Below are 20,677 nucleotides of genomic sequence, written 5' to 3' on the forward strand. Positions count from 1 at the left end.
AAGGATGCTGTCCCTCATGGCAATGCGCGAGGCCGGCGGATGGGCCCTGCTCGGGGACACCAGCGCCACGGACGCCGCGATCGTCCGCGCTCACCACCTCTACGCCAAAGGCCCCAGCGAGGCGGACCCGAACTGGCTGGAATTCTTCAGCCCGGGTGAACTGGCCGGGCTCGAAGCACTCGCCCGTGCCGACCTCGCCCAGCACGAGCGCGCCGCCGCCGGCGCCGAGCAGGCCGTTCTCCTGCACGGCACCCAGTTCCAGCGGAACAGGGCCTTGTACACGGCTGACGTCGCCATTCAACATGCGGTGAGGGAACGCCCCGAGCCGGAAGCCGCGGCCGAGGCCGCCGGGCGCGTCCTTCGCTACGTGCCAGAGGTTCGCTCTGACCGGCTGCTGCAGCAGCTGCACAACGTGCAGAGCGCGCTCCAGCGGCACGCCGCCGTCCCGGCGGTCGCTGACTGGCTGGAGGAGTACCGCACGACAACCGGCGTCAGCTGAGGAGGAGACGGTGGCCCCGAGCACCCACACCGGCGTGGTGATCCGCACTTACGGGCCGGGACAGGTCCCGCCGCTCGTGGACGTTGCCGCGGACATCTGGGCAGACGCTCATCCCGAGCTGGTCGCGAACCCTGGCGCGGCCACGGCCGGGCTCTCCGTGCCCGCCCTGCACCGCCAGATCACCGGTCACCTCAAGTGGGAGGGATTCGCCCTGGTGATGGCGTACGAGGGCGGCAGCGCCGTCGGCTTCGGCTATGGCTTCCCCTGCACCGCCGACTACTGGTTCGGACCCGATCTCGTCGACCAGGTTCCGGCTGGCGCCCGCACCGAACGCCTCATGGGGCTGTGCGAGCTGGCGGTCCGACCGCCGTGGCAGTCCCGGGGAATCGGCACCCGGATGCACGCTGAGCTGCTGCGAGTAATCGCCCCACAGTGGTCCTCCCTGCTCGCGCTGCCCTCGAACCGGCGCGGTCAGGACCTGTACGCGAGGCTGGGCTATGAGTACGCCGGCCCATACGTCAACGAGCCAGGAGGGCCCGAGTTCGACCTGCTCCTCCTGCACGTCAGCAATGCTTCCTGACACCAGCGTTCCGCCCGGCAGACCCGCTCGAGCAGAAGGTTCACAGCTCCATCCACGGGCAAGGCTTCCCGCCAGTCAGGGGAACCCACACGGACTGGGCGGGACCGTGTTGCTCGAGGTCTTCGAGTACAGCGGCTCCGAGGCGGACTTCGCTGGCGAGGGCCGCTACGAGCGGGTGGTGGGCAACCATGGCCTGTAGATCGCTCATGCGATTCTCCAGCCTGGTTCGGGCCGCACCGGTCAGCACGAAGAGCACGCGCGGAAAGACCGGATACCAACGGAGCCAGGCAGGACCGGTGCCCGCCGGCCTACGACGGCCGACGGGCTGGGCCTCGTGCTGGAACAGGCGCGCGTACTCGATCAGTTTCACGGCCAGCCGCTCGCTGCTCATGGTGGTGCGGTCGACTTCTACGAACGCGCGCAGCTTTCGCCGGTGTTCGCTCTCGACGACGGTGTAGTACATGAGGGCATCGGCGACCACCCGCTCGCCCTCGCCGATCGAGTGGGACACTTCGGGGGTCCAGTCCCAAGGGCCGTGCTCGTGTCCGAGCCGGCGGGCGTCCTCGGCGAAGGCAAGGTGGGCACGTACGGCGGCGAGCGTGTGCGGGGTCTTCAACGACGCTGCCGTAGTCGACGTGATGGGGTAAGGCGGCCGCCCCCGCAGGACAGGCAGGTCCCGGGTCAGACGCGAGCCTTCCTGCGTGAGGTACCAGGCGTTGGTACGTGAGCGGCTTGCATCCGGTAGCACCGTGTAGTCGACGAAGCCGTCGGAGCGCAGCTTGTTCAGGACTCGGGACAGCAGCTGCCGCGTGCCGTCCGGCCGCAGCATGCGACGCAACTGGCTGGTGGTGGCGATGCGGTGCTGGGCGAGCGCGGCCAGGACCTGGTGACGCAGCGGTTCGGCTGGACTGGGAGCCAAGCTGGTGGCCGGGGCGCTCGATGTGGGGCTGGTCATGGGCATTCATTGAGGAAACCCGTGGCCCCCGACCCAACCCCCAACCATGAAGCCCCGACCATGGTCACGAACGCGAAACACTCTCGTGGTCGGGGTCGTGGTCGGGCTCCATGACTCCGACCACGAGCCCCACCCGCACGCAAGGACAGCTTGCCGCGGGGGACGCTGACCAGCCTCGGCAAGGTCGGCTGACGCACGCGGAGGGCGGAACTACCGGAAGTTCGGCGATGGCCGGTCCGCAGCAGCCGGGGCTGCTGCGGGGCGTGGTGGCGAGCCACGCCGTGCCGGCCATCGTGCGACATCCGGTCCGCAGGGGATCAACAACCCATAACCGGATGTCGCGTCTATGGGGGCGGTGGGCGAAACGGCCACCGCCCGGTTGTGTCACTTGGCTTTGCGCTGCGCGGCTTGCTCGAGGATGCGCCGGCGGGTCCACCGGCGGCGTCCGCCCTTCTCGGAAGTGGCGTCCACAGTCTTCAGCAGGGGCAGGTTGCCCTGGCCCAGACTGCTGCTGAAGGAGTTCACGCTTTTGAATCGGAGCAGGGCTGCTGCCTGTGATGCGCCCAGCAGCTCGTCTGGGTCACCATCGACGGGTACGTCCGGCAGGGCGGGTGCTGCGCGTTCGATGCTGCGCTTCCCGCTGCCCGGGCGGGTGTCTTTCCAGTCCAGGAGTGTCTGCACGCGCCACTTCGGCCGGCGGTAGGGCCTGTCTGCAGTGCCCAGTTCCTCGACGACGTCGGGATCGGGAAAGTAGCCGGGATGGTCCCGCACGTACGTGTTGACCTGCTGAGGGTTCTTGTAGCCGAGGAACCTGGAGGCCTGGGCTCCGGTGAGCAGTTCGTCGGGATCGAGTTTCGGCGGCTTGTGCTGCTGCAGACGGGGCGACTTCTGCCGTTGGGCGAACCACTTATCGACGTCGCTCTTGTCCCACTGGCGGGCGCGGCCGCGCTGGCCGACGACCTCTGGGAAACCGCTGGTCTCCCGCTCGAGGTAGAGCGAGCTGATGCGGGCGGGCGTCAGCCCGTGCTCTGCGGCGATCTCTGCAGCCTCGACGAGGTGCGGCGTGGATCGGGCAGCCATGACCTGAACCGTCCCATCGCGTCGCGAGGAGCCGGCCTGCCCGGCTCGCAACGCATATAATGGCGTATGTTTGGGGTGGGTGTCCAGCTGTCCGAGCCATATCCGGGCCTGTTTCTGGCTTCATTCCTCTGGGATGAGGCTGACCCCTTGGCGGGCGGCGTCTTCTGCCATCTCTGAGTAGGCCATGGCCGCTGGGGTCATCTCCCACTCGGTCAGGGCGAGCAGCAGGAGCAGCTCGTCGCGGTCCTGGGATACGTCGCAGGGCATGCCGGCCGCGTTCGCGGCCGCCACGAGATCCCTGGTGGATAGCCCGGCGAAGCGAGCCGCCACGGTGTGGCGCAGGCCCTCGAATCCCTGCTGGTACAACTCGCTCGCTTCGCGAAGGAGCAGCAACAGGTCCTCGCCGTGGCTGGCCGGTGCGGCCGTGGCGAGGTCGAGAATCCTCTGGGTGTTCGTCGTCATCATGAGCAGTATGCCTTTCAGGAAAGATTAGGGGTGCTCGGATTAGTGCGGAGCGGCACAGCCGTCGCACAGTGCGCGACGGTCGCGGCGTGCCAGTTCGGGTTCCTTGCGGGGCTCCTTCTTCAGGGCCGCCCGTACCTGCTCCTCGAGGGCGGTGAACTCCGGGCCGTCGTCCGGGCAGACGATGCCGGGGTCGGGCGCACCGCACTGCTCGGCATGCCGGATCAGGTCGGTGATACGCCAGTCCGCGCGGAAGCTGTCGCCCCGGGCCTGCTCGATCTCGGCGTACAGGTCGGCCAGCCGCGGTCGCCGGCCGATGGAGAGCAGAACATCGGTCCGGGCGGCGAAGACACACAGCGAGAGGTGCCTGACCAGTCGCCGGCGCCGGGCACCGAGTCGTACGTCCAGCAGTAGGGCACCGGCGCGTCGGCGTGCCACTCCTTGACCGCGGAGGTCGACCCGTCCTTGACGGGCAGCCACTCGTCCACGATCCGCGCACTGTTGGCCTGCACCGTGCGGAAGGGCGCATGCCTCTTCCTGTCGGGACCCTCATCGCTGCGCAGGCCCATGATCTTCAGGATCCGCACCGACCGGCCGAGCTCGCGCCCGAGCTGGCGGACGATGAGGGCCCAGGCGCTGGAGACCACGCTCTCCTTGGCGTTCTTGCGGCAGTACGGGCTGCCCATCCGGGGGAAGCGCCCGTACGCCGCTATCTCGGTGAGCAGACTGTGCGGCAACCGGGTCCCGTCCGGGCCCGGCATCGTGCGGCTGACCTCCAGGTGCCGGTCGGCGGGCACCCCGAACGCGGCGCTCTGCAGGGCCGCGAGCTCGTACACCCCCGGGTAGCGCATGCCGTCGAACACGACGGACGGCCACTCCAAGACCCCCAGGCTGCAGTGGTACGAGACCATCCGGTCGGCCACGCCGGCGATGCGGGCGGCTTCCATGAACACGGCCATCATGACCGCGCTGTCCTCCCCGCCGGTGCGTCCGGACGGTTGTGGGCACGGGCGGCCGCTGGCGGTTCCATCGCCTCCGTGGCTTGGGCCGCCCAGTCGAGGCCGAGGTCGGCGAGCCGCCGCAGCGAGGCGAGATGCGGTGGCGCCTTTTCCTTCCCCAGGACCTTTGTAACTCTTGTGACGGCGTCCGCACCGCCGATGGTCCTGAGACCGGCACGTCCCTTGTCCACTTTGTCTTCCTGACCGCCCAATCCCAGCAAGTCGTGCACAGAAAGGCCGCCCCTATCAGCATGTCGGTGCGGGTCGTTAGCCTGTCGGTATGCCTGAGCGTGTCATCCCGGGTCGCGCGGGCGGCCTGATCCCTTTGGGCGCTGCGGACGCTTTGTGGGCCGGCTTGACGACCGACAGCGCTGTGCCGACGGCTTCTGCGGCGTTCACTTGTTCTCCTGCCAATGCCCGGGTGGGGTACGTCCTGCTCGGCTGCCGTGTGGTGGCGACGGTGAAGGCAAGCGGCGGCCAGTGGGGTGTTCCGGAGATTGAGGTGCGCCGGGCGGCAGCGGAACTGAACGCGGTTGAGATGGACTGCCAGGACCTGGTCCGCATCGGTCCGTTCCATAGCGCGCCGAAGGAGGAGTGCAACGAGGGAACACTGATGCGCTGGCGCCAGCGCATCACCCGGGAACTGCAGGAGCTGGGCGCCCCCGAGCAGGCAGCACGACGTGAAGGCGGCCGGCCGTCCCATCTGGCGGGGATCGACTGGCGGCGGATACTCGTGGAGCAAACTCGAGACCGGACGGTGCGGACATGGTGGCTGCCGCGCGCCGTGGTCAGGCTGCTGGACGCGGCCGAGCACACCGAAACGCAGTGGCTGCAAGCCGCACGGACCTGCCAGGGAAACACGGCCGTCATCGAGCCGCCCAGCCACCACCGGCAGGCCCGAACCGCCGACGGCCAGCAGACGACAGGTCCCGACTGCTCAACGGCCTCGCTGCGCCCGTACAACGGGGAACTGGGAGGTCACCTGTACTCGGCACTGAACAGGAAACCCGGCACCTTCCGCAAGGTGGCTGGGTGGACTTGCGCTATCTGCCGCACCGCACCTGCCGCCGTACTCGACCACTGCCACGAACATGGCTACGTCCGCGCCCCCGTCTGCTACTCCTGCAACACACTAGAACGACCCGACCACCTGTACAGCAACGACATCCGCGTGGCCAACCACTACACACGCCTCTTTGACACCCACGCCGCCGACTGGCTCCGCCACTGGCACCGCTGCCCGGGCTGCCGCGCCCGCACCACCTTGCCACTGCCTCATCTCGCCGCATGGACCGCCTACGTAGCCTGCCGATCGCTGCGCCCGACCCATCGCGATGCCCGCGGCTCCCGCGCGCGCAAACCCTGTGGTGTGCTGCGCGTGTCCTGGACGGGCAGTCAGAACGCGCCCCGTTCCTGCTTGCTCACTGTCGCCGTCGACTTCTGCCCTTCCGGTGAGCACCGTGTCCTGACGCAAGTCCCCTACCGTGAAGCCGCCAAGCGGTTTAGCACCTGGCTGGCCGAAACCGCCCCGGCCGTGGCCGCCGCGGCCGGACCCGACCGCCTGGACGACCTACCCACCCGGTTCCGGCCAGTCATCGCGGACACCAGAGGTGAGGGCCTGGCGCTGTTCTGAATGCACAGCACCAGATCCGACACCAACGTCAGCCCACGCCCGCCCGGCGCCGGCTCGCAGCCCACCCGGACGCCCACGAAACCCGCCGCTTCCTCCACCAACGCCACAAGCAGCCCCACACCTCAGACATCTCCGGGACCCGCCGCGCCCAGAGTCTGGGCCCTGGCAGAAGGAACGCCTGGTCCCACTGTTCGCACCGGCGGCCTGACCAGCGGTGGGCTGCCAGCGCGGGCCCGCGCCAGCGGATGTTCCTCAGACCCCGGCGGCGCGTCGGGCAGCTGCAGCGCGGGCGCGGGCGGCGTCGGCGGGGCGGATGCCTTGGCTGACGGGATCGATGCCGATCAGTTCGCGGTGCATGCGGCGAATCCGCAGTGCCAGATCGAGATGGAGGCGGGGACGTTTCTCGCGGACTTCGGCGACAGTGCGGGCGTTGACACCCAGTCGCAGGGCGAGTGCGGCGGCAGGCCATCCGGCACGCGCCAAGTCGGCCAGCAGCCGGGACGCTTCAGCGGAGCCGGTCAGGCCCGGGGCGCTGGGTTCGCGAGGGGCGGGGACCGGGATACCGAGTACGGCGCCGGCGGTAGTGCGAGCGATGTCCCAGGCCACCTGCCGTTGCCCTGGGACGCGGATCAGGCGGCGGACCAGGGTCACTGACAGGCCTGCCCTGTCGGCGATGTCCTGCGCGGACATGCCCTGATCGCGCAGCCGGACAGCCCGCCGGGCGGCGGCATAGGGCGGGACGCGGGCGGGGAGACCGCGGAGGCGGTCCTGGTTGCGTTGGCGGCGGGCCCTGAGTGCCGCTTGGCGGCACTCAGGGCGGGTGCAGCCGTAGTCGGCACAAGATGCCTGGCCGTGACGGACGGTTGACCGCTGCGGCCGACGCTGCACGAGCGGCGCGGGCGGGGCGGCGGTGGAGGCGGACTGTTCTTTAGATGTGCCGTCTCGTGAGGTTGGTTCCGCGAGTGGCGACGGCCTTCGTGTAGAAGTCCACCCGTGGTCATCGGCGGCCGGAGTGCACGCCCTCGCTCGACAAAGAGGACCCGGTCAGCAAGGAGATCTACCTTCTTCGTCGGCCCGGTCGACAAGATCGGCGACGGACCGGCGGGAGGGCGATCCCTCACGGGTCGGCCGCGTCTGCTTGGGTGATCGTCACGTCGCGGGGTATCGGTCGAAGAAACTTCGAGGAGGGCTGTCGAATCCGGGCCGGCCGTTCGACATAAGTGTGTCAGGCAACAACAAGTACCTGGAAGGACAGCCGTCATGGCTCAGTACGCGATCCTCATCTACGCGAAGGCACATGTCGACGAGGCCGAGGCCATTCCCGGGGCGCGGGAGGCCCATGACCGCCACTTCGAGGACATGGTGGAGTCCGGCGCCCTGGTCGCGGCATTCGCGCTGCAGCCCGCCACCGACACAGCGACCTCGATCCGCGACGACGTGGTGACGGACGGCCCGTTCGTCGATGCCAAGGAGGTCATCGCCGGCTTCGCCATCATCGAGGCGCCCGACCTGGACGCCGCTCTGAAGATCGCTCGGGCCAATCCCGCCACTCAGCAGGGCGGCGGTGTCGAGGTGCGGCCCGTCGAAGGCGGCTTCATCGCGCATCGGCCCGCCGCGGCATGACGCCCCCGGCAGACGTCGAGACGGCGGTCTCGGACGCGCACCGTCGCGGGTGGGCCCTGGTGCTCGCCGCGACGGCGCGCGTCGCGCGCGACCTGGACCTGGCCGAGGAGTGCGTGCAGGAGGCGTATGCCGCGGCCCTCGCGAGCTGGGCCCGCGACGGGATCCCGGACATCCCGGAGGCGTGGCTCACTACCGCAGCCAAGCGCCGCGCGATGGACACGGTGCGGCGCGAGCAGACGTTCCGCTCGAAACTCCCGCTGCTGGTAGAGCCCGAGGAGACCGAGGACGAGGTGGCCATCGACGAACCGGCCGCCGCCGAGCCGGAGGACGTGGTACCGGACGAGCGACTGCGACTGATCTTCATGTGCTGCCACCCGGCGTTGGCGCAAGAGGCGCAGCTGGCACTCACGCTGCGGCTGGTGTGCGGGGTGACGACCGCCGATATCGCCCGGGCGTTTCTGGTATCGGAGTCGACGATGGCCGCCCGGATGACCCGGGCGAAGAAGAAGATCTCGGCCGCGCGGATCCCCTTCCGGCTGCCGGGAGCGGCTGAGCTGCCGGATCGACTGCGCGCGGTGCTCGGTGTGATCCATCTGCTGTTCACCGCCGGGCACACCGCGCCGTCTGGCGCATCGCTGGTGCGTAATGACCTGGTGGACCAGTCGCTTCGGCTGGCCCGGATGCTGCGGGAGCTGATGCCCGACGAGCGGGAGGTGCGGGGGCTGCTCGCCTTGCTGCTGGTCACCGACGCCCGGCGCGCCACCCGGGTCGACTCCGACGGTCGCCTGCTGCGACTGGAGGACCAGGACCGATCCCTCTGGGACCGCGCGGCGATGACCGAGGCGCACGACCTGATCGTGGACGGGCTGCGCGGCGGTCGGTCGGGCCGCTATGTCCTGCAGGCGGCGATCGCCTCGCTCTACGCCGAGGCGCCGTCCTACGACCAGACGGACTGGCCACAGATCGTGACTCTGTACGACGAGTTGCTGTCGGTGTGGCCCTCACCGGTGGTGGCGTTGAACCGCACGGTGGCGGTGTCGATGGTCTCCGGTCCGGCACAGGCGCTGGAAGAGGTCGCGCAGCTGGAGAAGGACGGCCGACTCGCGAGATACCAGTACCTACCGGCGATCAAGGCGGACCTGCTGCATCGCCTCGGCCGCTCGGAGGAGGCTTCGATCGCCTACCGCCAGGCGCTGGAGTTGACCGGGAACGACGCAGAACGCGAGTTTCTGGCCGAACGCCTCGCCGGTCTGCATCGGGCCTAGGCACCGGGCTCTCGGCGGCCAGTCCTCGTCCGAGACTGCCTCGGAATCCGGCTTCGGCAGGTCGGCCGCCCCGGCTTGGTACTCCTTCGAGCTCAGGGCGACCGTGACGGCCGCGGCGACCAGGACTCCGGCGGCCAGTGGCCGTCCGAGGCCCAGATCGGAGCGCCTGGCTGACCTGCGTAGACCTCGGTGCTGCCAGGGCTGCGCTTCATCAGAGAAGCTCCGTAGCCTTCTGGATCACCGTAGGGGGACACATGGCACGACCAAGCGGCGGGGGCCGATGGCCGGGCACCGCAACGCACCACTGACCCCGGAGGGGCGACTACGCCTCTGCCTCCGCATCGACGCCGGTCGGCCCATCGCCCACGTGGCCGCCGAAGCGGGCATCTCCCGGCGCTGTCTCGCGAAGTGGTACGCACGCTGGCGGGCCCACGGACAGGACGGCCTCCTCGACCACTCCTCGCGCCCATTCACGAGTCCTGCCCGCACCGGGCAGGACGTCGCGGACCTGGTGGAGGCGTTGCGGCGGCAGACCAAGCACGGGCCCGCCCGACTCGCTGCCGACCTGAAGCGGCTGCACGGCGTCACCATGGCGCCCGCCACCGTGCACCGCATCCTCGTCCGGCGAGGACTCAACCGGCTGCGCGACCTCGACCCGCCGACCGGCGAGCAACTGCGCGAGGTCATCCGATACGAGCACGAGCGCCCCGGCGACCTGGTCCACGTCGACATCAAGAAACTCTGACGCATCCCCGCCGGCGGCGGCTGGCGCATGCACGGAGTGGGCACCGAGGCCGCACGGGCCTCCAAGCGCACCGGTCCGGGCACCAGGAAGGTCGGCTACACCTACCTTCACTCCGCGCTCGACGACCATTCCCGACTTGCCTACACCGAGGCCCTGGAGGATGAGAAGGCCGTGACCGCGGTCGCCTTCTGGCACCGGGCCGTGGCGTTCTTCGCTGCCCACGACATCACGGTGATCCACCGCGTGCTCACCGATAACGGCTCCTGCTACCGCTCCAGGAGCTGGACTGCCGCGCTCGCCGCGACGGGCACGAAGCACAAGCGGACCCGGCCCTACACGCCGCGGACGAATGGGAAGGTCGAACGCTACAACGGCACGCTGGCCCGCGAGTATGCCTATATCCGGGACTACACCTCCGAGCATGAACGGCGCGTCGCTCTCGCCGACTTCCTCAACTACTACAACCACGAGCGGCCGCACGCCGCCCTGGGCGGGAAACCGCCGATCAGCCGGACGTCCGGCAGCGACTACCGCGTCACCTTCGACCAGCCGCCGGAACCGCTCGGTACCTTCCCGCAGCAGCTGACGTTCGAGGACGCCGTGGAACCAACCTCCTGAGACACCACATTTAGAGGGCGACATGGTGATTCCTGCTGCGAGTTCGTGGTGCCGGTCCACGGTACGCGCCCACACGGACAAAGCAGCCCCGCCCCCGGACTCGGCTCCCCGGCAGGAGCGAGGTGCCAGTCACTGCTGAAGCCAGCGGTCGAGAGCACGGTCATCGTGATGGCGGTGGAGGGCAGGCCACCAGGGGGCAAGGGGGGCTTCGCCCCTTCGCGCAAGCGCGGACCCCCAGGTGCGGCCTGCCCGCACAACCAGCGAAGCAGATCAGTAAAGGCCCGAGCCCACGATGTCAGGGCCCTTGGGGCCGTCGCCGTCACAGGTAACAGCGCTCTCGGGAATTTGTTCGGCTCCGCAGTTGCAGAACCACCGTTCGGTGTCGGCGGTGTTCACCCAGGTTTCCTCGCCGCAGGCAGAGCAGCTGCTTATCGTCATCGGCACGGCTCTACGGTAGTGCGCGCAGGCCGACTGCATCTCCGGGCTGGTTCACGGGGGATCGGCCGGTGTGCTCGCAGGCCGAAGAGCAGGTCCTGAGCAGCATCCTGGGTGCGGAAGAGGCGCTCTTGACGTACGTGGGGGTCGCCGAGGGCGACAACCTCCTCTGTTCTCTGTTCCTTGTCGCGCCGGTCTTTCGGGCTGGGCGGTTATGGGGGCGTTTTGTTGGGGTTCGTGTCCTGCAGAGATTCGTCGTCGCGCTGTTGTTCGGTCTGGTGGTTCTGGTCGGTCTGATGCTGTTCCGGGGTGAGGGATCGGGCCGCGTCGCACTCAATGCAGGCTGCTGAGCGGGGTTGACGGAGCGCGGCAAGGGCCTCTTCCCGGGTGAGTGTCCGGTCGCTGGGAGTGCAGCCGACGACGTGGAGGAGTGTGGCGCCCGGGTGTCCGAGGCGGTGGGGCAGGTACTGGAGTGTCCATGCGGGCGGGCGTTTCTGGGATGGGGTGTCTGTTCCGGACAGACGGTGGGTCGGGACGTGCTCGTAGGAGACACCGGGTACCGGGCGTGCGTGTGCGGGACTCACCCAGACTCGCTGCTCGGCAGGTTCGGCGGAGCCGTTTGTGCCGTCCTGCCACACCAGGATTCCTACTTGGTAGAGCCAGCCGTCCTTCACCTGCCGGCGGGCGTGCAGCCGTCCGCGGACTTCCTGGGCGTCGGGGAGTATGACGAAGATCGGTGGCACGCGGTGGGCGTCCTTTCCCTGGTCCACGATGACTGCTCTTGTCCTTTTCGCTCGGATGACGGGCCCAGGCCTTTGGGCCGTCCATGGCTGTCTCTCGCTCCCGTCTGGTGGCGTCCCGCCGCGTGGTGTAGCCGATCTCGCTGGTGATCTTCACCGGTGAACTGGGCGTTTGTCGCCTTGATCGGCTACACCACTTCAGGGGACGCGACCCTCCGTCTTGCTTGGTTTAGTGGGCAGGACGACGTCTCGATAAAAGATAGGTGGGGTTTTCGGCAGCCCGTGCCTGTATGGAGTGTGGGGGACAGGCCCCGGTCCCCGTGGCGGGATGTAGTACGGCCGGGGCCGCCCCCCGCGCAGCAACGTTCCCATGCCGGCGCGGCGAGGTCGTGACGGCTCTTCTTTACCCGAGTGGCACCGACGCGCTCCAGGTCGATGCCGTGCGCGGCGGGGTCGGTGAGCATCTTCGCGAGGTAGGCGGTTGAGTCCGCTCCCAGTCCTCTGTTGATGACGGTGTCCAGGTCATCGTTGGCGGTGAGGCCGGGCAGCGGCGGCGTGTACGCGGTGCGGGGCATGGCGGTCTGTCACTCCTTCGCGGTCCGGTCGGGCAGTGGGCGGGCGGGGATGATGAGGACCAGGGCGTCGGCGAGCCGCGGGTCGCAGGCCGGCCAGGGGTGTCCGTTGGAGAGCACGACGACCGGGCCGGGTTCGTGGGTGAGGTGGCAGCGCACGCCGCACTGGCAGGCCGGGTCGTAGGGCTCGGGGTGGGCGGTGTACTGGTCGTTGAAGTAGTCGGCGCCGCGCAGGGAGACGGCGGCCAGGATCAGGTCGCCGTCGACGACGTCGCCGGCGCGTGCCACGCGCGCGTGGACGGGGTCCTTCAGCAGTGGGGCGTGGTCGGCGTCGTCGGGGTGGGCGGTGACGACGGCCGCGAAGAAGTCGACGAGCTCAGGCACGGCACGGTCCTCTCACCGCCCCCGCGCCCGGCCCTGAAGGGCCAAGGCGCGGGGGCGGTTGGGGGTCTCAGAGCAGCGAAAGCGCGGCTGCGGGGTCCGGGACCAGGACGGCGAGCTGCTCGGCGAGCAGGCGGGCGCTGCCACCGGAGCGGACGTCGTCGGCGGCGGGCGCGGCGAGCAGGGGCCGGTTCAGTGCGACGGCGGACTCGGCGGTGCGGGTCGCTTCAGCGTGGTCCAGGGCCTCGATGAGGATGACCGCACGGGCGAGCGCGGCCATCAGCCGGGCGCTGGCCTTGAGCGTCGCGCCGCTGGCTGCGGTCCCGGGCCGGTAGAGGCTGACCACCGCGCCGCCGGACGCGGCGATGGAACTCAACAGCTGGGCGTGGTCGTGCGGGTGGGCGCGGTCCAGGCCGCACGGCAGAACGGCGAGGGTTGCATGTCCGGTCTGGGCGGCGGCCCGGTGGGCGGCGGAGTCGACGCCGTAGGCGAGTGTGGCGGTGACCGTGTGGCCGGCCTCGGCGACGGCGGCCGCGAAGGCATGCGTGCGGGTGATGGCTCCCTTGGTGGGGTTGCGATTGCCGGTCACGGCCACGGCGCGGCCGGTCAGCTGGGGCAGTCGGTCGCCTCCGCGGACCCACAGGCCCAGCGGGCAGTCCGGTCCGAGGTCTGTCAGGGCGGTGGGCCAGACCTCATCCGCGGGGATGATGAACCGGCAGGTCAGCTGTGCGTTGTCGAGCTCGGCGCGCGTCTTGTACTGGGCCAGTCGCCCGCTGCCGTCGTGACGCACGCGCTGCAGCCAGACGTCGGCGGGGGAGTAGCGGGCGAGGTCGGCGGCGACCTGGTCCGGGGTGAAGTGGGCGGCCAGCGCGGCGCGGGCGGCCCGGTCGGACAGCGTGCTCGTGGGCATGGCGGCCTTTCGGGCAGGGTGCGGCACCGGCAGGCGAACCGGTGCCGCGCCAGGTGGGCGGTGAAGGGGAAGAAGGAGAGAGGGTCAGCGGCCGACGTGAAGGGGAGAGCCGTCGGCGGCTGCGGAGGTGCCGGTGTCCGCCCAGCCGGAAGACTTTTGCTCGTCCCACCAGGCGGGTGGGTTGCCCGGCTGCCTTGCGGCCGCTCGGGATGTGCTCGGTGTGGCGGGCTGAGCCGTCGGGGGTGGGGTGACGGGAGCGGCGGCGGCCGGGCTGGGCAGGCTGGCTTCGGTGTAGGCGATGCGCTGGCGCAGGCTGATGCCCAGGTCGTCGACGCTCACGTAGATGGAGTTGTCCCTCGTTTCGGTGATGCGTCCCTTGACCAGGACGGTGACCCCGATGGCGAGGGACTCGGTGGCGTTGCGGGCGAGGTCCCGCCAGGCCGTGCAGACGTAGGGGATCGGGGCTCCATCCCGCCACATCTGTGCGGCGGCGTCCCATTGGCTCGGCGTCGCGGTGACGCGGAACCGGCAGACGGCGATACCGGATTCGATGAAGCGGCATTCGACGTCGCTGCTGACGGTGCCGGACAACACGTGCGGGATGAGCGGGGCCATACGAACACCTCCTAACTCAAATACTAGTGTGTTTTAGGGATGAGTCAACCCCCCGTTCACCAGGGCATTCGGCGGGTCAGCCGTCGCAGCCACTGCCGCCACCCTCCGGCCGCCGCTCGCGTCAGCCCGGCGCCCCCGTGGCGGGAGGGCGGCTGCGCGCCCGTGTGCGGGCCTCGGGCGGCGGCAGCGCCTCTTTCCTCGCACCCGCGCGCGCAGGGTGGCGTGGTGTGGCTTTACGGTGCCGGCGTGGAGCACTACGCGGTGCGGCGGTGCGGCTGCCGCAACCTGACCGACCCCCAGCGCGCGGTTGCCGAGCGCGTGGCCTTGCGGGCGGAGGTGCTGCGGGCCGAGCTGGCCAGGATGGTGGTGAGGGGCTGAGTGTGGCCGACGCGGTGGCCCTGGCGGCGGTGCAACTCGGCCTTCCGTCGCCCGTCTGCGACGGCTGGTCAGGGCATGGCGGCGCGTAGGGCGCGGCTGAGTGCGGTCATGGTGGTGGGGGTCAGGGTGCCGACGTGTTCGTGGATCTCGTCGCGGTAGATGGTGACGATGTGGTCAGCGGAGATGTATCCGGTGAGTGGGTCGTCGTCGGCGGTCGCGACGCGGGTGGGTGAGGTGCCGCCGACAGCGAGGACGCGGGCGGCCAGGACGCTGTCGAGTTCGGTGTTGCGGATGTCGTTGGAGACGACTGCCCACAGGTCGGTACGTCCGCCTGTGCGGGCCTGGATGATGTCGCCGCGGTGCGGTACGTGGGCGTCGCTCACTCGCCGGCCTCGGACGCGATCCGGGCTGCCGAGGTGTTCGCCGCGGCTCGGATCGCGCTGCTGTCGGCGTGGCCGAGTTCATCGCGCAACTGACGGTAGCCGGCGCGCAGGGCTTCCTGCTCTATGCGCTCGATGACCGTGGCGTGGGCGTAGGCCTTCATCGAGACCTGCTCGCGGCGTGCTGTCGCTCGCAGCGTGGCCAGTTCTTCGTCCGTGAACGTGATCGTGAGTCCGGGCATCCCCCCATGCTACTACCAGAAATTGGTAGCGATGAATGGTAGCGCCGCACTGGTGGCTACCTATCCCGAGGCGGGCGTAGGACGGCGGGCGGCGCGCCCGGGCGCGACGCCTCGGCCGTCGCGCCCGGGGGCCGTACTGGTCGAACGCACGGTTCCACGCCTCCTGCTGGAACTGCTCCAGGAGCAGAGAGCGCTGCTTGTGCGTTTCGGCGGCCAGCCACTGCATCAGGTCGGCGGGGGATCCGGCGAGGAGCTCGCCGACCACAGGGGGACCGGGCCACTGCCAGGACGCTCTGGCCACCATGATTCTGGCCCCGATGCGTTTGCTGTACCGCTTTGGCCAGCGCCGGAACTGGGGGGTCTCGCCCTTTGCCTGGCGCAGTTGCTGCAGTTGGTACTCGTTGACCTCGTCCTCTGTGAGCTCGTCGATGACGGCGTCCATACGGGCCAGGGCCGCGGCGCGGGCGGCGGCCATCACTTCGTGGTGTTCCGTGGCGGTGAAGAGGCCGGAGCGGTGCGCCTTGCCCGGAACGTATGGATGGAGTGACCGCGCCGTCTGTTACACGCGGCCTGCGGGAATGCAGAACCCCCGGGCGGGCGGGGGGGGGGCTTCTGCGGTCAGGGGGCTCGTTACTGGGGTTGTGGGAGATTCCAGGCGGGCCCGTCAGGTGTCCGGTACCAGACGGTCTGACGGCTGGGCGTGATGTTGACGTGGAACTCCTGCCGCTGCGGTTCACCGGCGAAGGTCTCGGCGAGGCCTTCGACGACGTCCCACAGGCGGCGCGGTCCGACCTGGCGAACCGCGCCAGAGACGTGAGCCGTCGCGGTTGCCCCGTCCTGCGTCCAGATGCCGACGGCCGTCAGCTTGCCCCCTTCATCGCGCCAGGAGCACGTGGTGTGCCCGGGCAGTGCCAGTGAGAGGGGGAACCGCAGCCGTCCCAGGACGTCACTCGGCGCTGTCGTGGTCTTGGTGGGCTCGGCTTCCCGGGCCGCGTCGAATGCGGGCGGCACGGACGAGGTGCGGCGGGGCATGAAGTGGGCCGGGGTCGGGAGGAACCATCCCGTGCCATGGCCAGGGGCTGTCACTGTGACCCGCAGGATGCCGTAGCCGACCGGGGCCACGATGACCGCGCCGGACGCGGCCTGCTTGAGGAACGCGTTGGGGATCGCGCGAAGCGCGGCAGTGGCGATGAACCGCTGGTAGGGGGCGCGGTCTGGCCAGCCGCCGGCGCCGTCACCGGTGGCGATGAACGGGTGCAGGCCCGCATCCGCCAGGCGCCCTGCTGCTGCGCCGGTGAGCTCCGGATCGACGTCGATGCTGGTGACGTTCTGCTCGCCGAGCCGGTGGGAGAGCAGGGCCGCGTTGTAGCCGGTGCCGGTACCCAGCTCGAACACGGTGTCACCATCCCTGGCGTCGAGTGCATCCAGCATCGCGAGCATGATGGAGGGCTCGCTGGATGAGCTGGTCGGGATGCCCCGCTCATCGAGCTGGGTCGTCAGCGCGTGGTCGGAGTAGACGGCCTCCAGGTATCCGGGATCGCCCGGCCCGACGCGCTCCCACGCGCCGGCGGCGCCCTGGGTGTAGAAGCTGGACACGAACACGTGGCGGGGGACGGACGCGAACGCATCCCTCCACGAGCTGGTGTGTGCCGGGTCAAGCGCGGCGGCGAACTCCTCCCGCAACGCGGCCGCGATGTCGTTGTCCAGCCAGGTCATTCGCAGGCTCCTTGCAAGTAGTCGGCGTGTGCGGCGGCGATCGGCAGCCCGGTGCGGTTCTCCACCCAGGCCCACGTTCCCGCGGGGTTGTTCTCGAAGAACACCCACTCTCCGGCCGGAGTCACGGCGAAGTCGAAGCTGCCGAACACGATGCCGTAATAGGCCAGGAAGCGCCGCACGGCTGTGGCGACGTCCTCGGGTACGTCAACTGTGCCGTAGGTGATGTGCTCGTAGTCGGTGCGCCAGTCGGTGCGCGCCTTCTCCGAGGACGTGTGCAGGGTGCCGCCGAACACCTTGTCTGCGACGGCGACGAGCCGCACCTCGTAGGCCTTCTCGATGGCCTGTTGGAAGTAGTGGGCCGTGGTGCGGATGCTGTCGTCGAACGCCGCGGGATCGACGTAGTGGGTGGCCACCATGAGTTGCCGACCCTCGTCTACCGGCAGGCGTCCGCCAAGGACCGGCTTGCAGATCAGCGGCCCGTTGACCTGCTTGGCGAAGTCGCGGGCGGCATCGGGGTCGTTCGTGATCAGGCTGCGGGGCACGCGGAGCCCGCAGCGGGTAGCGACGACGAGCTGCTGCGGCTTGTGTGCAGCGACTCGATCGTGGTGCGGGTTGTTGATCCACCGTGCGCCGGGCAGCGCCGCAAGCACGTTGAGCAGCGCAGCATCGGCCTGATTCTTTGCCCAGGTGGCGTAGGGCTCGGGAACGGCGTCGGCGATGACGGGGCGTCCGGGCCGCCTCCAGTAGACGGCCCGGACGTCCTCAAGCCGCGCCGTCCGGCGCCCGTCGTCAAGCATCCCCGTCCAGCCCCACTCTGTTGGCGCGTGGCCGGCTGTGAGCGTGAGCTGCTGGGGGAACGCTGCGACGTCAAAGCGGAGCACGGGGACGTGACGCTTGTTGAGTTCGTCCACGACCATGTCCGCTGATGCGTCGAGCCGTTCAGCGACGACGAGCACAGGGCGGGCGGCGGCGGTCATGACGCGGGCGCGAAGTACGGGTCAGAGACGTCGTCGCCCTGGCCGTCCAGGTTGGTGTCCGTGGTCGAGGCCGCCAGGTCGGACGTGTGCCAGGGGGTGCCGTCGGCCTGGATGTTCAGCTGACGCTTCTCGTTCCAGGTCACGCCCTTGATCGAGGTGGTGACCAGGCACGGAGGCGCTGCGGCTCGTGCACCGAACGGGATGGTTGCTGTGCTCATGTGTCCTCCAGTGATCTTCATGGAGCCCGGGTGGTGGCCGGGCTGCCCGTACAGTCCCGGGAGATCACCCCGGCCGGGCCGGTACGGGAGTCTGAGGCTCCCCTACGCGACAGGGCACGCGTGGACGGAGCCGGTTTGGTGCGGGACCGGGGCTCTGAACGCGGTGAGCTCGGCGAGGAGCTCGGCCAGGCTCAGTCGGCGGAAGACGCTCAGCCGCCGGACTAGTTGGGACGCGAGGAAGACGGGCAGGTCCGGGTCGCCGTAGCGCAGCGGGAAGTCCGGCTGATCCACCGCGTGCACGCCACCCTGGCCGTAGCCGTACACGGTGCCGTGCACCCCGTAGAGGGGCGCGCTCTCGGCGAGGAAGACCAGTGGCCGGCCGCTGAGGTGCGGGCACAACATGGCGGCGGCCCGCACATGCCGCGCACACACCGGAGGCTGCGCCGTGACGATCGTCGACTCATTAGGCCTGTAGTCGACGGGGCCCGCGAGGAAGATGTACCCGAGAGGCGTCTTGGCCGGTTGGACGCACACTTGGCAGCGCATGGCCTGCATGCATTCCCGCTGCCGGGATGGGTGCATGAGCCTCCACAGGGGCTTGCCCGTCAGCATGTTCCGCTGGTCCCTACGGTTCTGCGAGCAGCGTCCCCACAACACGCCCCGCACGTCGCGGTCCTCGGGCTCCTCGTCCGTGTACCGCAGCCGGAGGCGGTTGCCGGGCCACTCCTGCACGAACGCCAGGGTGGCCGGGGCGACCTCCTCCCCTTCCCGCAGAGTGACGTAGGGGATCAGGCCCGGCCCGGCGGACCCCCCGCCGCTCGCCATCTCTCCTGAAGAGCGCGGGTACGGGCTGTAGGGGAGCGGGCGGGTGATCACGCCGCTTCCTTCAAGCATCTCGTGGCCACCAGGCGTTCCATCAGCTCGTTGACGGTCCAGCCCAGTCGGCGCAGGTGGCCGACGGCCTTCCGGGGCTCACCCGGTAGGTCCTTGGTACGAACCGTGCGGGCCTGCTCAATGAGTCGGGCGGTCTGAACGTCTCGGTCCGCTTCCGTGGCGACAGCGATGTGCACCAGGCGCTGTAGGTGGCCGCGGAGACGCCTCGCGAGGTCCTCGACGTACTCCCCTCCGGGGATGACCTCGTCTAGTGCGGCCCCCACGTCGTCGAGGAGAGCCTCTCCGTCGTACGCCTCCCACTTGTGGATCTTCGTGAGGAGACTGGCCAGGACCTCGCTGTCGAGAGGGGGCGGCCAGGTTGACCCCGGCCGGGCACGATCCCGTGTTGTCTTGATCATCGCCGGACTCCGGCGAGTGACAGTAAGCACCAGGTGGTTGCGCCCTGGTCGCTCGTCCCCCACCGCCCGTCGTGGGCGTCGGCGAGGGCCCGCACGATCCGAAGTCCGCGTCCGGCTTCTGCATCAGGCGTAGGGTTTTGGACTTCGACTCGAGCCGGGGCGTCGCCTCGTACGGCGATGCGCAGGTGTCCGGCTTCGGTGGTCATCTCGAGCAACACCAGCGAGCCGGTGCTGTGCAGGACAGCGTTGGTGACGAGTTCGGACACGATGAGCATGACGTCGTCCGTCATCGGCTGCAGGCCACAAGCCCTCAGGCGGCGTGCAGCTATACGCCGCATCGTTCCCGGCTGACATGCGTCCTCAGGACGAGGCGGTGCGCCGTCGCGGCGGGCGATGCTGAAGCGTGCGCTCATCACGTTCCCGTCGTGCTCTGGGTCCGCACGATGCGTCCGTAGGGCTGTCGTCGTCATCACGTCCTCGGCGGGGGGGCAGAGGCTGACCGGGCGTGAACGGAAAGCACCGTCACTGGTCCGCCACTCGTGCAATCAGCTAACTCCCGTCCTGAGAAAGCCGATTAGGGCGAAGGAGCCCCGATCGCGTCCACGCCCTAGGGCGATTTGACTTATGCTTTACCTGGCGGTGCGGCTTTAGCGGGACTACCGTGCGTACATGGAACCCACGCGTAACACTGCACTCGAGGCGTGGATGGATGAGCACGGCCACAGCTCCAACTCCCTGGCAGAAGCGGTAAATAGGGCCATCGAGACGCTAACTGGGAGACCAGGCGGCCTTGATGGGTCATCGGTCCGGGACTGGAAGGCTGGCCGGGTCCGGTGGCCGAAGTCGGCTACCCGTGCGGCACTGGAGCAGGTCACCGGATTACCCGTCACCGCCTTAGCCTCGATCCACCGACCGATGCCTGTGGATGACGCTTGGGCAAATGAAGAAGTGCCTTGTGACCTGCGATGATGGGAGTTCTTCACGCTTCCAGCACGCACGATCGGCAAGGCACTTCCGAGATGCAAGTTTCCCATAAGCCGGCGGCGGTCTCCGCCGCGTTCGATGACCCGAATCTGATCGCGCAGGCCGGGCTGGTCCCGGTGATGCGGCTGGCCGAGCGGTGCGGGCTTTCCCGGCTGGTGGCCGGGAAGGTGAGGCTGACCGGGGCGAGGAACGGCGCGGGTGCGGCGGCGGACGCGAAGGTCACGAGCATCGTGGCCGGGATGGTCGCGGGGGCCGACAGCATCGACGACCTCGACGTCCTGCGGCACGGTGCGATGCCGGCCGTGTTCGGCGGGATCCGTGCCCCCTCCACCCTGGGCACCTTCCTGCGCGCGTTCACCCACGGCCATGCCCTCCAACT

23 protein-coding genes and 3 pseudogenes are annotated in these 20,677 nt (G+C 69.4%); 8 read left to right on the forward strand and 18 right to left on the reverse strand.

Annotated elements, in window-relative coordinates:
* Together ACWDA7_RS37120 and ACWDA7_RS37125 are read left to right on the forward strand one after the other, a co-directional pair.
* A pseudogene (locus ACWDA7_RS37120) lies at positions 1 to 499 on the forward strand (hypothetical protein); the annotation flags it as partial.
* 10 nt (positions 500 to 509) lie between these two features.
* Positions 510 to 1,079 (forward strand): GNAT family N-acetyltransferase, encoded by a 570-nt coding sequence (locus ACWDA7_RS37125; protein ID WP_450610396.1) that lies wholly within the window; start codon positions 510 to 512, stop codon positions 1,077 to 1,079.
* 40 nt (positions 1,080 to 1,119) lie between these two features.
* On the opposite strand, the gene ACWDA7_RS37130 is transcribed toward ACWDA7_RS37125, so the two are convergent.
* The 5 genes from ACWDA7_RS37130 to ACWDA7_RS37150 form a co-directional block, all read right to left on the reverse strand.
* Positions 1,120 to 2,034 carry a replication-relaxation family protein gene (locus ACWDA7_RS37130; RefSeq protein WP_450610398.1) on the reverse strand — a complete coding sequence of 305 codons (915 nt, stop codon included), beginning with the start codon at positions 2,032 to 2,034 and terminating at the stop codon, positions 1,120 to 1,122.
* Positions 2,035 to 2,418: 384 nt separating this feature from the next.
* Positions 2,419 to 3,114: a hypothetical protein gene (locus ACWDA7_RS37135; RefSeq protein WP_450610399.1), complete on the reverse strand. Its 696-nt coding sequence runs from the start codon at positions 3,112 to 3,114 to the stop codon at positions 2,419 to 2,421.
* Between the two features lie 120 nt (positions 3,115 to 3,234).
* A complete protein-coding gene (locus ACWDA7_RS37140; protein ID WP_450610401.1) occupies positions 3,235 to 3,579 on the reverse strand; it encodes a hypothetical protein in 345 nt (114 codons plus the stop codon).
* A gap of 221 nt (positions 3,580 to 3,800) precedes the next feature.
* Positions 3,801 to 4,538 (reverse strand): hypothetical protein, encoded by a 738-nt coding sequence (locus tag ACWDA7_RS37145; RefSeq protein ID WP_450610403.1) that lies wholly within the window; start codon positions 4,536 to 4,538, stop codon positions 3,801 to 3,803.
* The gene (locus ACWDA7_RS37150) at positions 4,535 to 4,765 is read right to left on the reverse strand and encodes a hypothetical protein (RefSeq protein WP_450610405.1); all 231 of its coding nucleotides are present in this window, start codon (positions 4,763 to 4,765) and stop codon (positions 4,535 to 4,537) included. The genes ACWDA7_RS37145 and ACWDA7_RS37150 overlap by 4 nt, the downstream gene beginning before the upstream one ends.
* Positions 4,766 to 4,854: 89 nt before the next feature.
* On the opposite strand from ACWDA7_RS37150, the gene ACWDA7_RS37155 reads away from it, so the two are divergent.
* Positions 4,855 to 6,207: an endonuclease domain-containing protein gene (locus ACWDA7_RS37155; RefSeq protein ID WP_450610407.1), complete on the forward strand. Its 1,353-nt coding sequence runs from the start codon at positions 4,855 to 4,857 to the stop codon at positions 6,205 to 6,207.
* Positions 6,208 to 6,459: 252 nt separating this feature from the next.
* Here ACWDA7_RS37155 and ACWDA7_RS37160 read toward each other — a convergent pair whose 3' ends face one another.
* Complete coding sequence (locus ACWDA7_RS37160) at positions 6,460 to 6,897, reverse strand: hypothetical protein (RefSeq protein ID WP_450610409.1); 438 nt, start codon at positions 6,895 to 6,897, stop codon at positions 6,460 to 6,462.
* Between the two features lie 570 nt (positions 6,898 to 7,467).
* Here ACWDA7_RS37160 and ACWDA7_RS37165 point away from each other — a divergent pair.
* The 3 genes and pseudogenes from ACWDA7_RS37165 to ACWDA7_RS37175 all read left to right on the forward strand — a co-directional run.
* Positions 7,468 to 7,830 carry a YciI family protein gene (locus ACWDA7_RS37165; protein ID WP_450610411.1) on the forward strand — a complete coding sequence of 121 codons (363 nt, stop codon included), beginning with the start codon at positions 7,468 to 7,470 and terminating at the stop codon, positions 7,828 to 7,830.
* Positions 7,827 to 9,095, forward strand: a complete 1,269-nt coding sequence (locus tag ACWDA7_RS37170; protein ID WP_450610413.1) for an RNA polymerase sigma factor — start codon at positions 7,827 to 7,829, stop codon at positions 9,093 to 9,095. The genes ACWDA7_RS37165 and ACWDA7_RS37170 overlap by 4 nt, the downstream gene beginning before the upstream one ends.
* Positions 9,096 to 9,375: 280 nt before the next feature.
* A pseudogene (locus ACWDA7_RS37175) lies at positions 9,376 to 10,359 on the forward strand (IS481 family transposase); the annotation flags it as partial.
* Between the two features lie 746 nt (positions 10,360 to 11,105).
* On the opposite strand, the gene ACWDA7_RS37180 reads toward ACWDA7_RS37175, so the two are convergent.
* The 4 genes from ACWDA7_RS37180 to ACWDA7_RS37195 all read right to left on the reverse strand — a co-directional run bounded on the left by ACWDA7_RS37180 (position 11,106) and on the right by ACWDA7_RS37195 (position 14,111).
* Positions 11,106 to 11,663, reverse strand: a complete 558-nt coding sequence (locus ACWDA7_RS37180; RefSeq protein ID WP_450610415.1) for a DUF6233 domain-containing protein — start codon at positions 11,661 to 11,663, stop codon at positions 11,106 to 11,108.
* A gap of 554 nt (positions 11,664 to 12,217) precedes the next feature.
* Positions 12,218 to 12,589: a hypothetical protein gene (locus ACWDA7_RS37185; RefSeq protein ID WP_450610416.1), complete on the reverse strand. Its 372-nt coding sequence runs from the start codon at positions 12,587 to 12,589 to the stop codon at positions 12,218 to 12,220.
* A 67-nt stretch (positions 12,590 to 12,656) separates the two neighbouring features.
* Positions 12,657 to 13,496, reverse strand: coding sequence for a DNA-processing protein DprA (locus ACWDA7_RS37190; protein WP_450610418.1), 840 nt, complete (start codon positions 13,494 to 13,496; stop codon positions 12,657 to 12,659).
* A gap of 84 nt (positions 13,497 to 13,580) precedes the next feature.
* Positions 13,581 to 14,111, reverse strand: coding sequence for a single-stranded DNA-binding protein (locus ACWDA7_RS37195; RefSeq protein WP_450610420.1), 531 nt, complete (start codon positions 14,109 to 14,111; stop codon positions 13,581 to 13,583).
* Between the two features lie 222 nt (positions 14,112 to 14,333).
* Here ACWDA7_RS37195 and ACWDA7_RS37200 point away from each other — a divergent pair, with 222 nt between their 5' ends.
* Entirely contained in the window at positions 14,334 to 14,489 is a 156-nt protein-coding gene (locus ACWDA7_RS37200; protein ID WP_450610422.1) for a hypothetical protein, read from the forward strand.
* A 68-nt stretch (positions 14,490 to 14,557) separates the two neighbouring features.
* Here the strand turns inward: ACWDA7_RS37200 and ACWDA7_RS37205 are convergent, their stop codons facing one another.
* From ACWDA7_RS37205 to ACWDA7_RS37240, 8 genes are all read right to left on the reverse strand, one after another.
* Positions 14,558 to 14,872 (reverse strand): type II toxin-antitoxin system PemK/MazF family toxin, encoded by a 315-nt coding sequence (locus tag ACWDA7_RS37205; protein WP_450610424.1) that lies wholly within the window; start codon positions 14,870 to 14,872, stop codon positions 14,558 to 14,560.
* Positions 14,869 to 15,111, reverse strand: a complete 243-nt coding sequence (locus ACWDA7_RS37210) for a hypothetical protein (protein ID WP_359405626.1) — start codon at positions 15,109 to 15,111, stop codon at positions 14,869 to 14,871. Before ACWDA7_RS37210 ends, ACWDA7_RS37205 begins: the two co-directional genes overlap by 4 nt.
* Before the next feature lie 630 nt (positions 15,112 to 15,741).
* Entirely contained in the window at positions 15,742 to 16,827 is a 1,086-nt protein-coding gene (locus tag ACWDA7_RS37215) for a methyltransferase domain-containing protein (RefSeq protein ID WP_450610426.1), read from the reverse strand.
* Positions 16,824 to 17,804, reverse strand: a complete 981-nt coding sequence (gene tgmB, locus ACWDA7_RS37220; RefSeq protein ID WP_450610428.1) for an ATP-grasp ribosomal peptide maturase — start codon at positions 17,802 to 17,804, stop codon at positions 16,824 to 16,826. Before tgmB ends, ACWDA7_RS37215 begins: the two co-directional genes overlap by 4 nt.
* Positions 17,801 to 18,022: a hypothetical protein gene (locus ACWDA7_RS37225; protein WP_450610430.1), complete on the reverse strand. Its 222-nt coding sequence runs from the start codon at positions 18,020 to 18,022 to the stop codon at positions 17,801 to 17,803. The genes tgmB and ACWDA7_RS37225 overlap by 4 nt, the downstream gene beginning before the upstream one ends.
* A 102-nt stretch (positions 18,023 to 18,124) precedes the next feature.
* A complete protein-coding gene (locus tag ACWDA7_RS37230; RefSeq protein WP_450610432.1) occupies positions 18,125 to 18,898 on the reverse strand; it encodes a hypothetical protein in 774 nt (257 codons plus the stop codon).
* Positions 18,895 to 19,314 carry a DUF6415 family natural product biosynthesis protein gene (locus ACWDA7_RS37235; RefSeq protein ID WP_450610434.1) on the reverse strand — a complete coding sequence of 140 codons (420 nt, stop codon included), beginning with the start codon at positions 19,312 to 19,314 and terminating at the stop codon, positions 18,895 to 18,897. The genes ACWDA7_RS37230 and ACWDA7_RS37235 overlap by 4 nt, the downstream gene beginning before the upstream one ends.
* The gene (locus ACWDA7_RS37240) at positions 19,311 to 19,784 is read right to left on the reverse strand and encodes an ATP-binding protein (protein ID WP_450610436.1); all 474 of its coding nucleotides are present in this window, start codon (positions 19,782 to 19,784) and stop codon (positions 19,311 to 19,313) included. The genes ACWDA7_RS37235 and ACWDA7_RS37240 overlap by 4 nt, the downstream gene beginning before the upstream one ends.
* Before the next feature lie 549 nt (positions 19,785 to 20,333).
* On the opposite strand from ACWDA7_RS37240, the pseudogene ACWDA7_RS37245 reads away from it, so the two are divergent.
* Positions 20,334 to 20,677, forward strand: a pseudogene (locus ACWDA7_RS37245) (IS1380 family transposase); the annotation flags it as partial.

This window comes from Streptomyces sp. NPDC001156 (assembly GCF_053598275.1).

Excerpts from the sequence above, each read along its gene's own strand:
- ACWDA7_RS37130 (WP_450610398.1), bottom strand. The coding sequence starts at position 2,034 with ATGACCAGCCCCACATCGAGCGCCCCGGCCACCAGCTTGGCTCCCAGT.
- ACWDA7_RS37135 (WP_450610399.1), bottom strand. The coding sequence starts at position 3,114 with ATGGCTGCCCGATCCACGCCGCACCTCGTCGAGGCTGCAGAGATCGCC.
- ACWDA7_RS37140 (WP_450610401.1), bottom strand. The coding sequence starts at position 3,579 with ATGATGACGACGAACACCCAGAGGATTCTCGACCTCGCCACGGCCGCA.
- ACWDA7_RS37145 (WP_450610403.1), bottom strand. The coding sequence starts at position 4,538 with ATGATGGCCGTGTTCATGGAAGCCGCCCGCATCGCCGGCGTGGCCGAC.
- ACWDA7_RS37155 (WP_450610407.1), top strand. The coding sequence starts at position 4,855 with ATGCCTGAGCGTGTCATCCCGGGTCGCGCGGGCGGCCTGATCCCTTTG.
- ACWDA7_RS37160 (WP_450610409.1), bottom strand. The coding sequence starts at position 6,897 with ATGTCCGCGCAGGACATCGCCGACAGGGCAGGCCTGTCAGTGACCCTG.
- ACWDA7_RS37165 (WP_450610411.1), top strand. The coding sequence starts at position 7,468 with ATGGCTCAGTACGCGATCCTCATCTACGCGAAGGCACATGTCGACGAG.
- ACWDA7_RS37170 (WP_450610413.1), top strand. The coding sequence starts at position 7,827 with ATGACGCCCCCGGCAGACGTCGAGACGGCGGTCTCGGACGCGCACCGT.
- ACWDA7_RS37190 (WP_450610418.1), bottom strand. The coding sequence starts at position 13,496 with ATGCCCACGAGCACGCTGTCCGACCGGGCCGCCCGCGCCGCGCTGGCC.
- ACWDA7_RS37195 (WP_450610420.1), bottom strand. The coding sequence starts at position 14,111 with ATGGCCCCGCTCATCCCGCACGTGTTGTCCGGCACCGTCAGCAGCGAC.
- ACWDA7_RS37210 (WP_359405626.1), bottom strand. The coding sequence starts at position 15,111 with ATGCCCGGACTCACGATCACGTTCACGGACGAAGAACTGGCCACGCTG.
- ACWDA7_RS37215 (WP_450610426.1), bottom strand. The coding sequence starts at position 16,827 with ATGACCTGGCTGGACAACGACATCGCGGCCGCGTTGCGGGAGGAGTTC.
- tgmB (WP_450610428.1), bottom strand. The coding sequence starts at position 17,804 with ATGACCGCCGCCGCCCGCCCTGTGCTCGTCGTCGCTGAACGGCTCGAC.
- ACWDA7_RS37225 (WP_450610430.1), bottom strand. The coding sequence starts at position 18,022 with ATGAGCACAGCAACCATCCCGTTCGGTGCACGAGCCGCAGCGCCTCCG.
- ACWDA7_RS37235 (WP_450610434.1), bottom strand. The coding sequence starts at position 19,314 with ATGATCAAGACAACACGGGATCGTGCCCGGCCGGGGTCAACCTGGCCG.
- ACWDA7_RS37240 (WP_450610436.1), bottom strand. The coding sequence starts at position 19,784 with ATGACGACGACAGCCCTACGGACGCATCGTGCGGACCCAGAGCACGAC.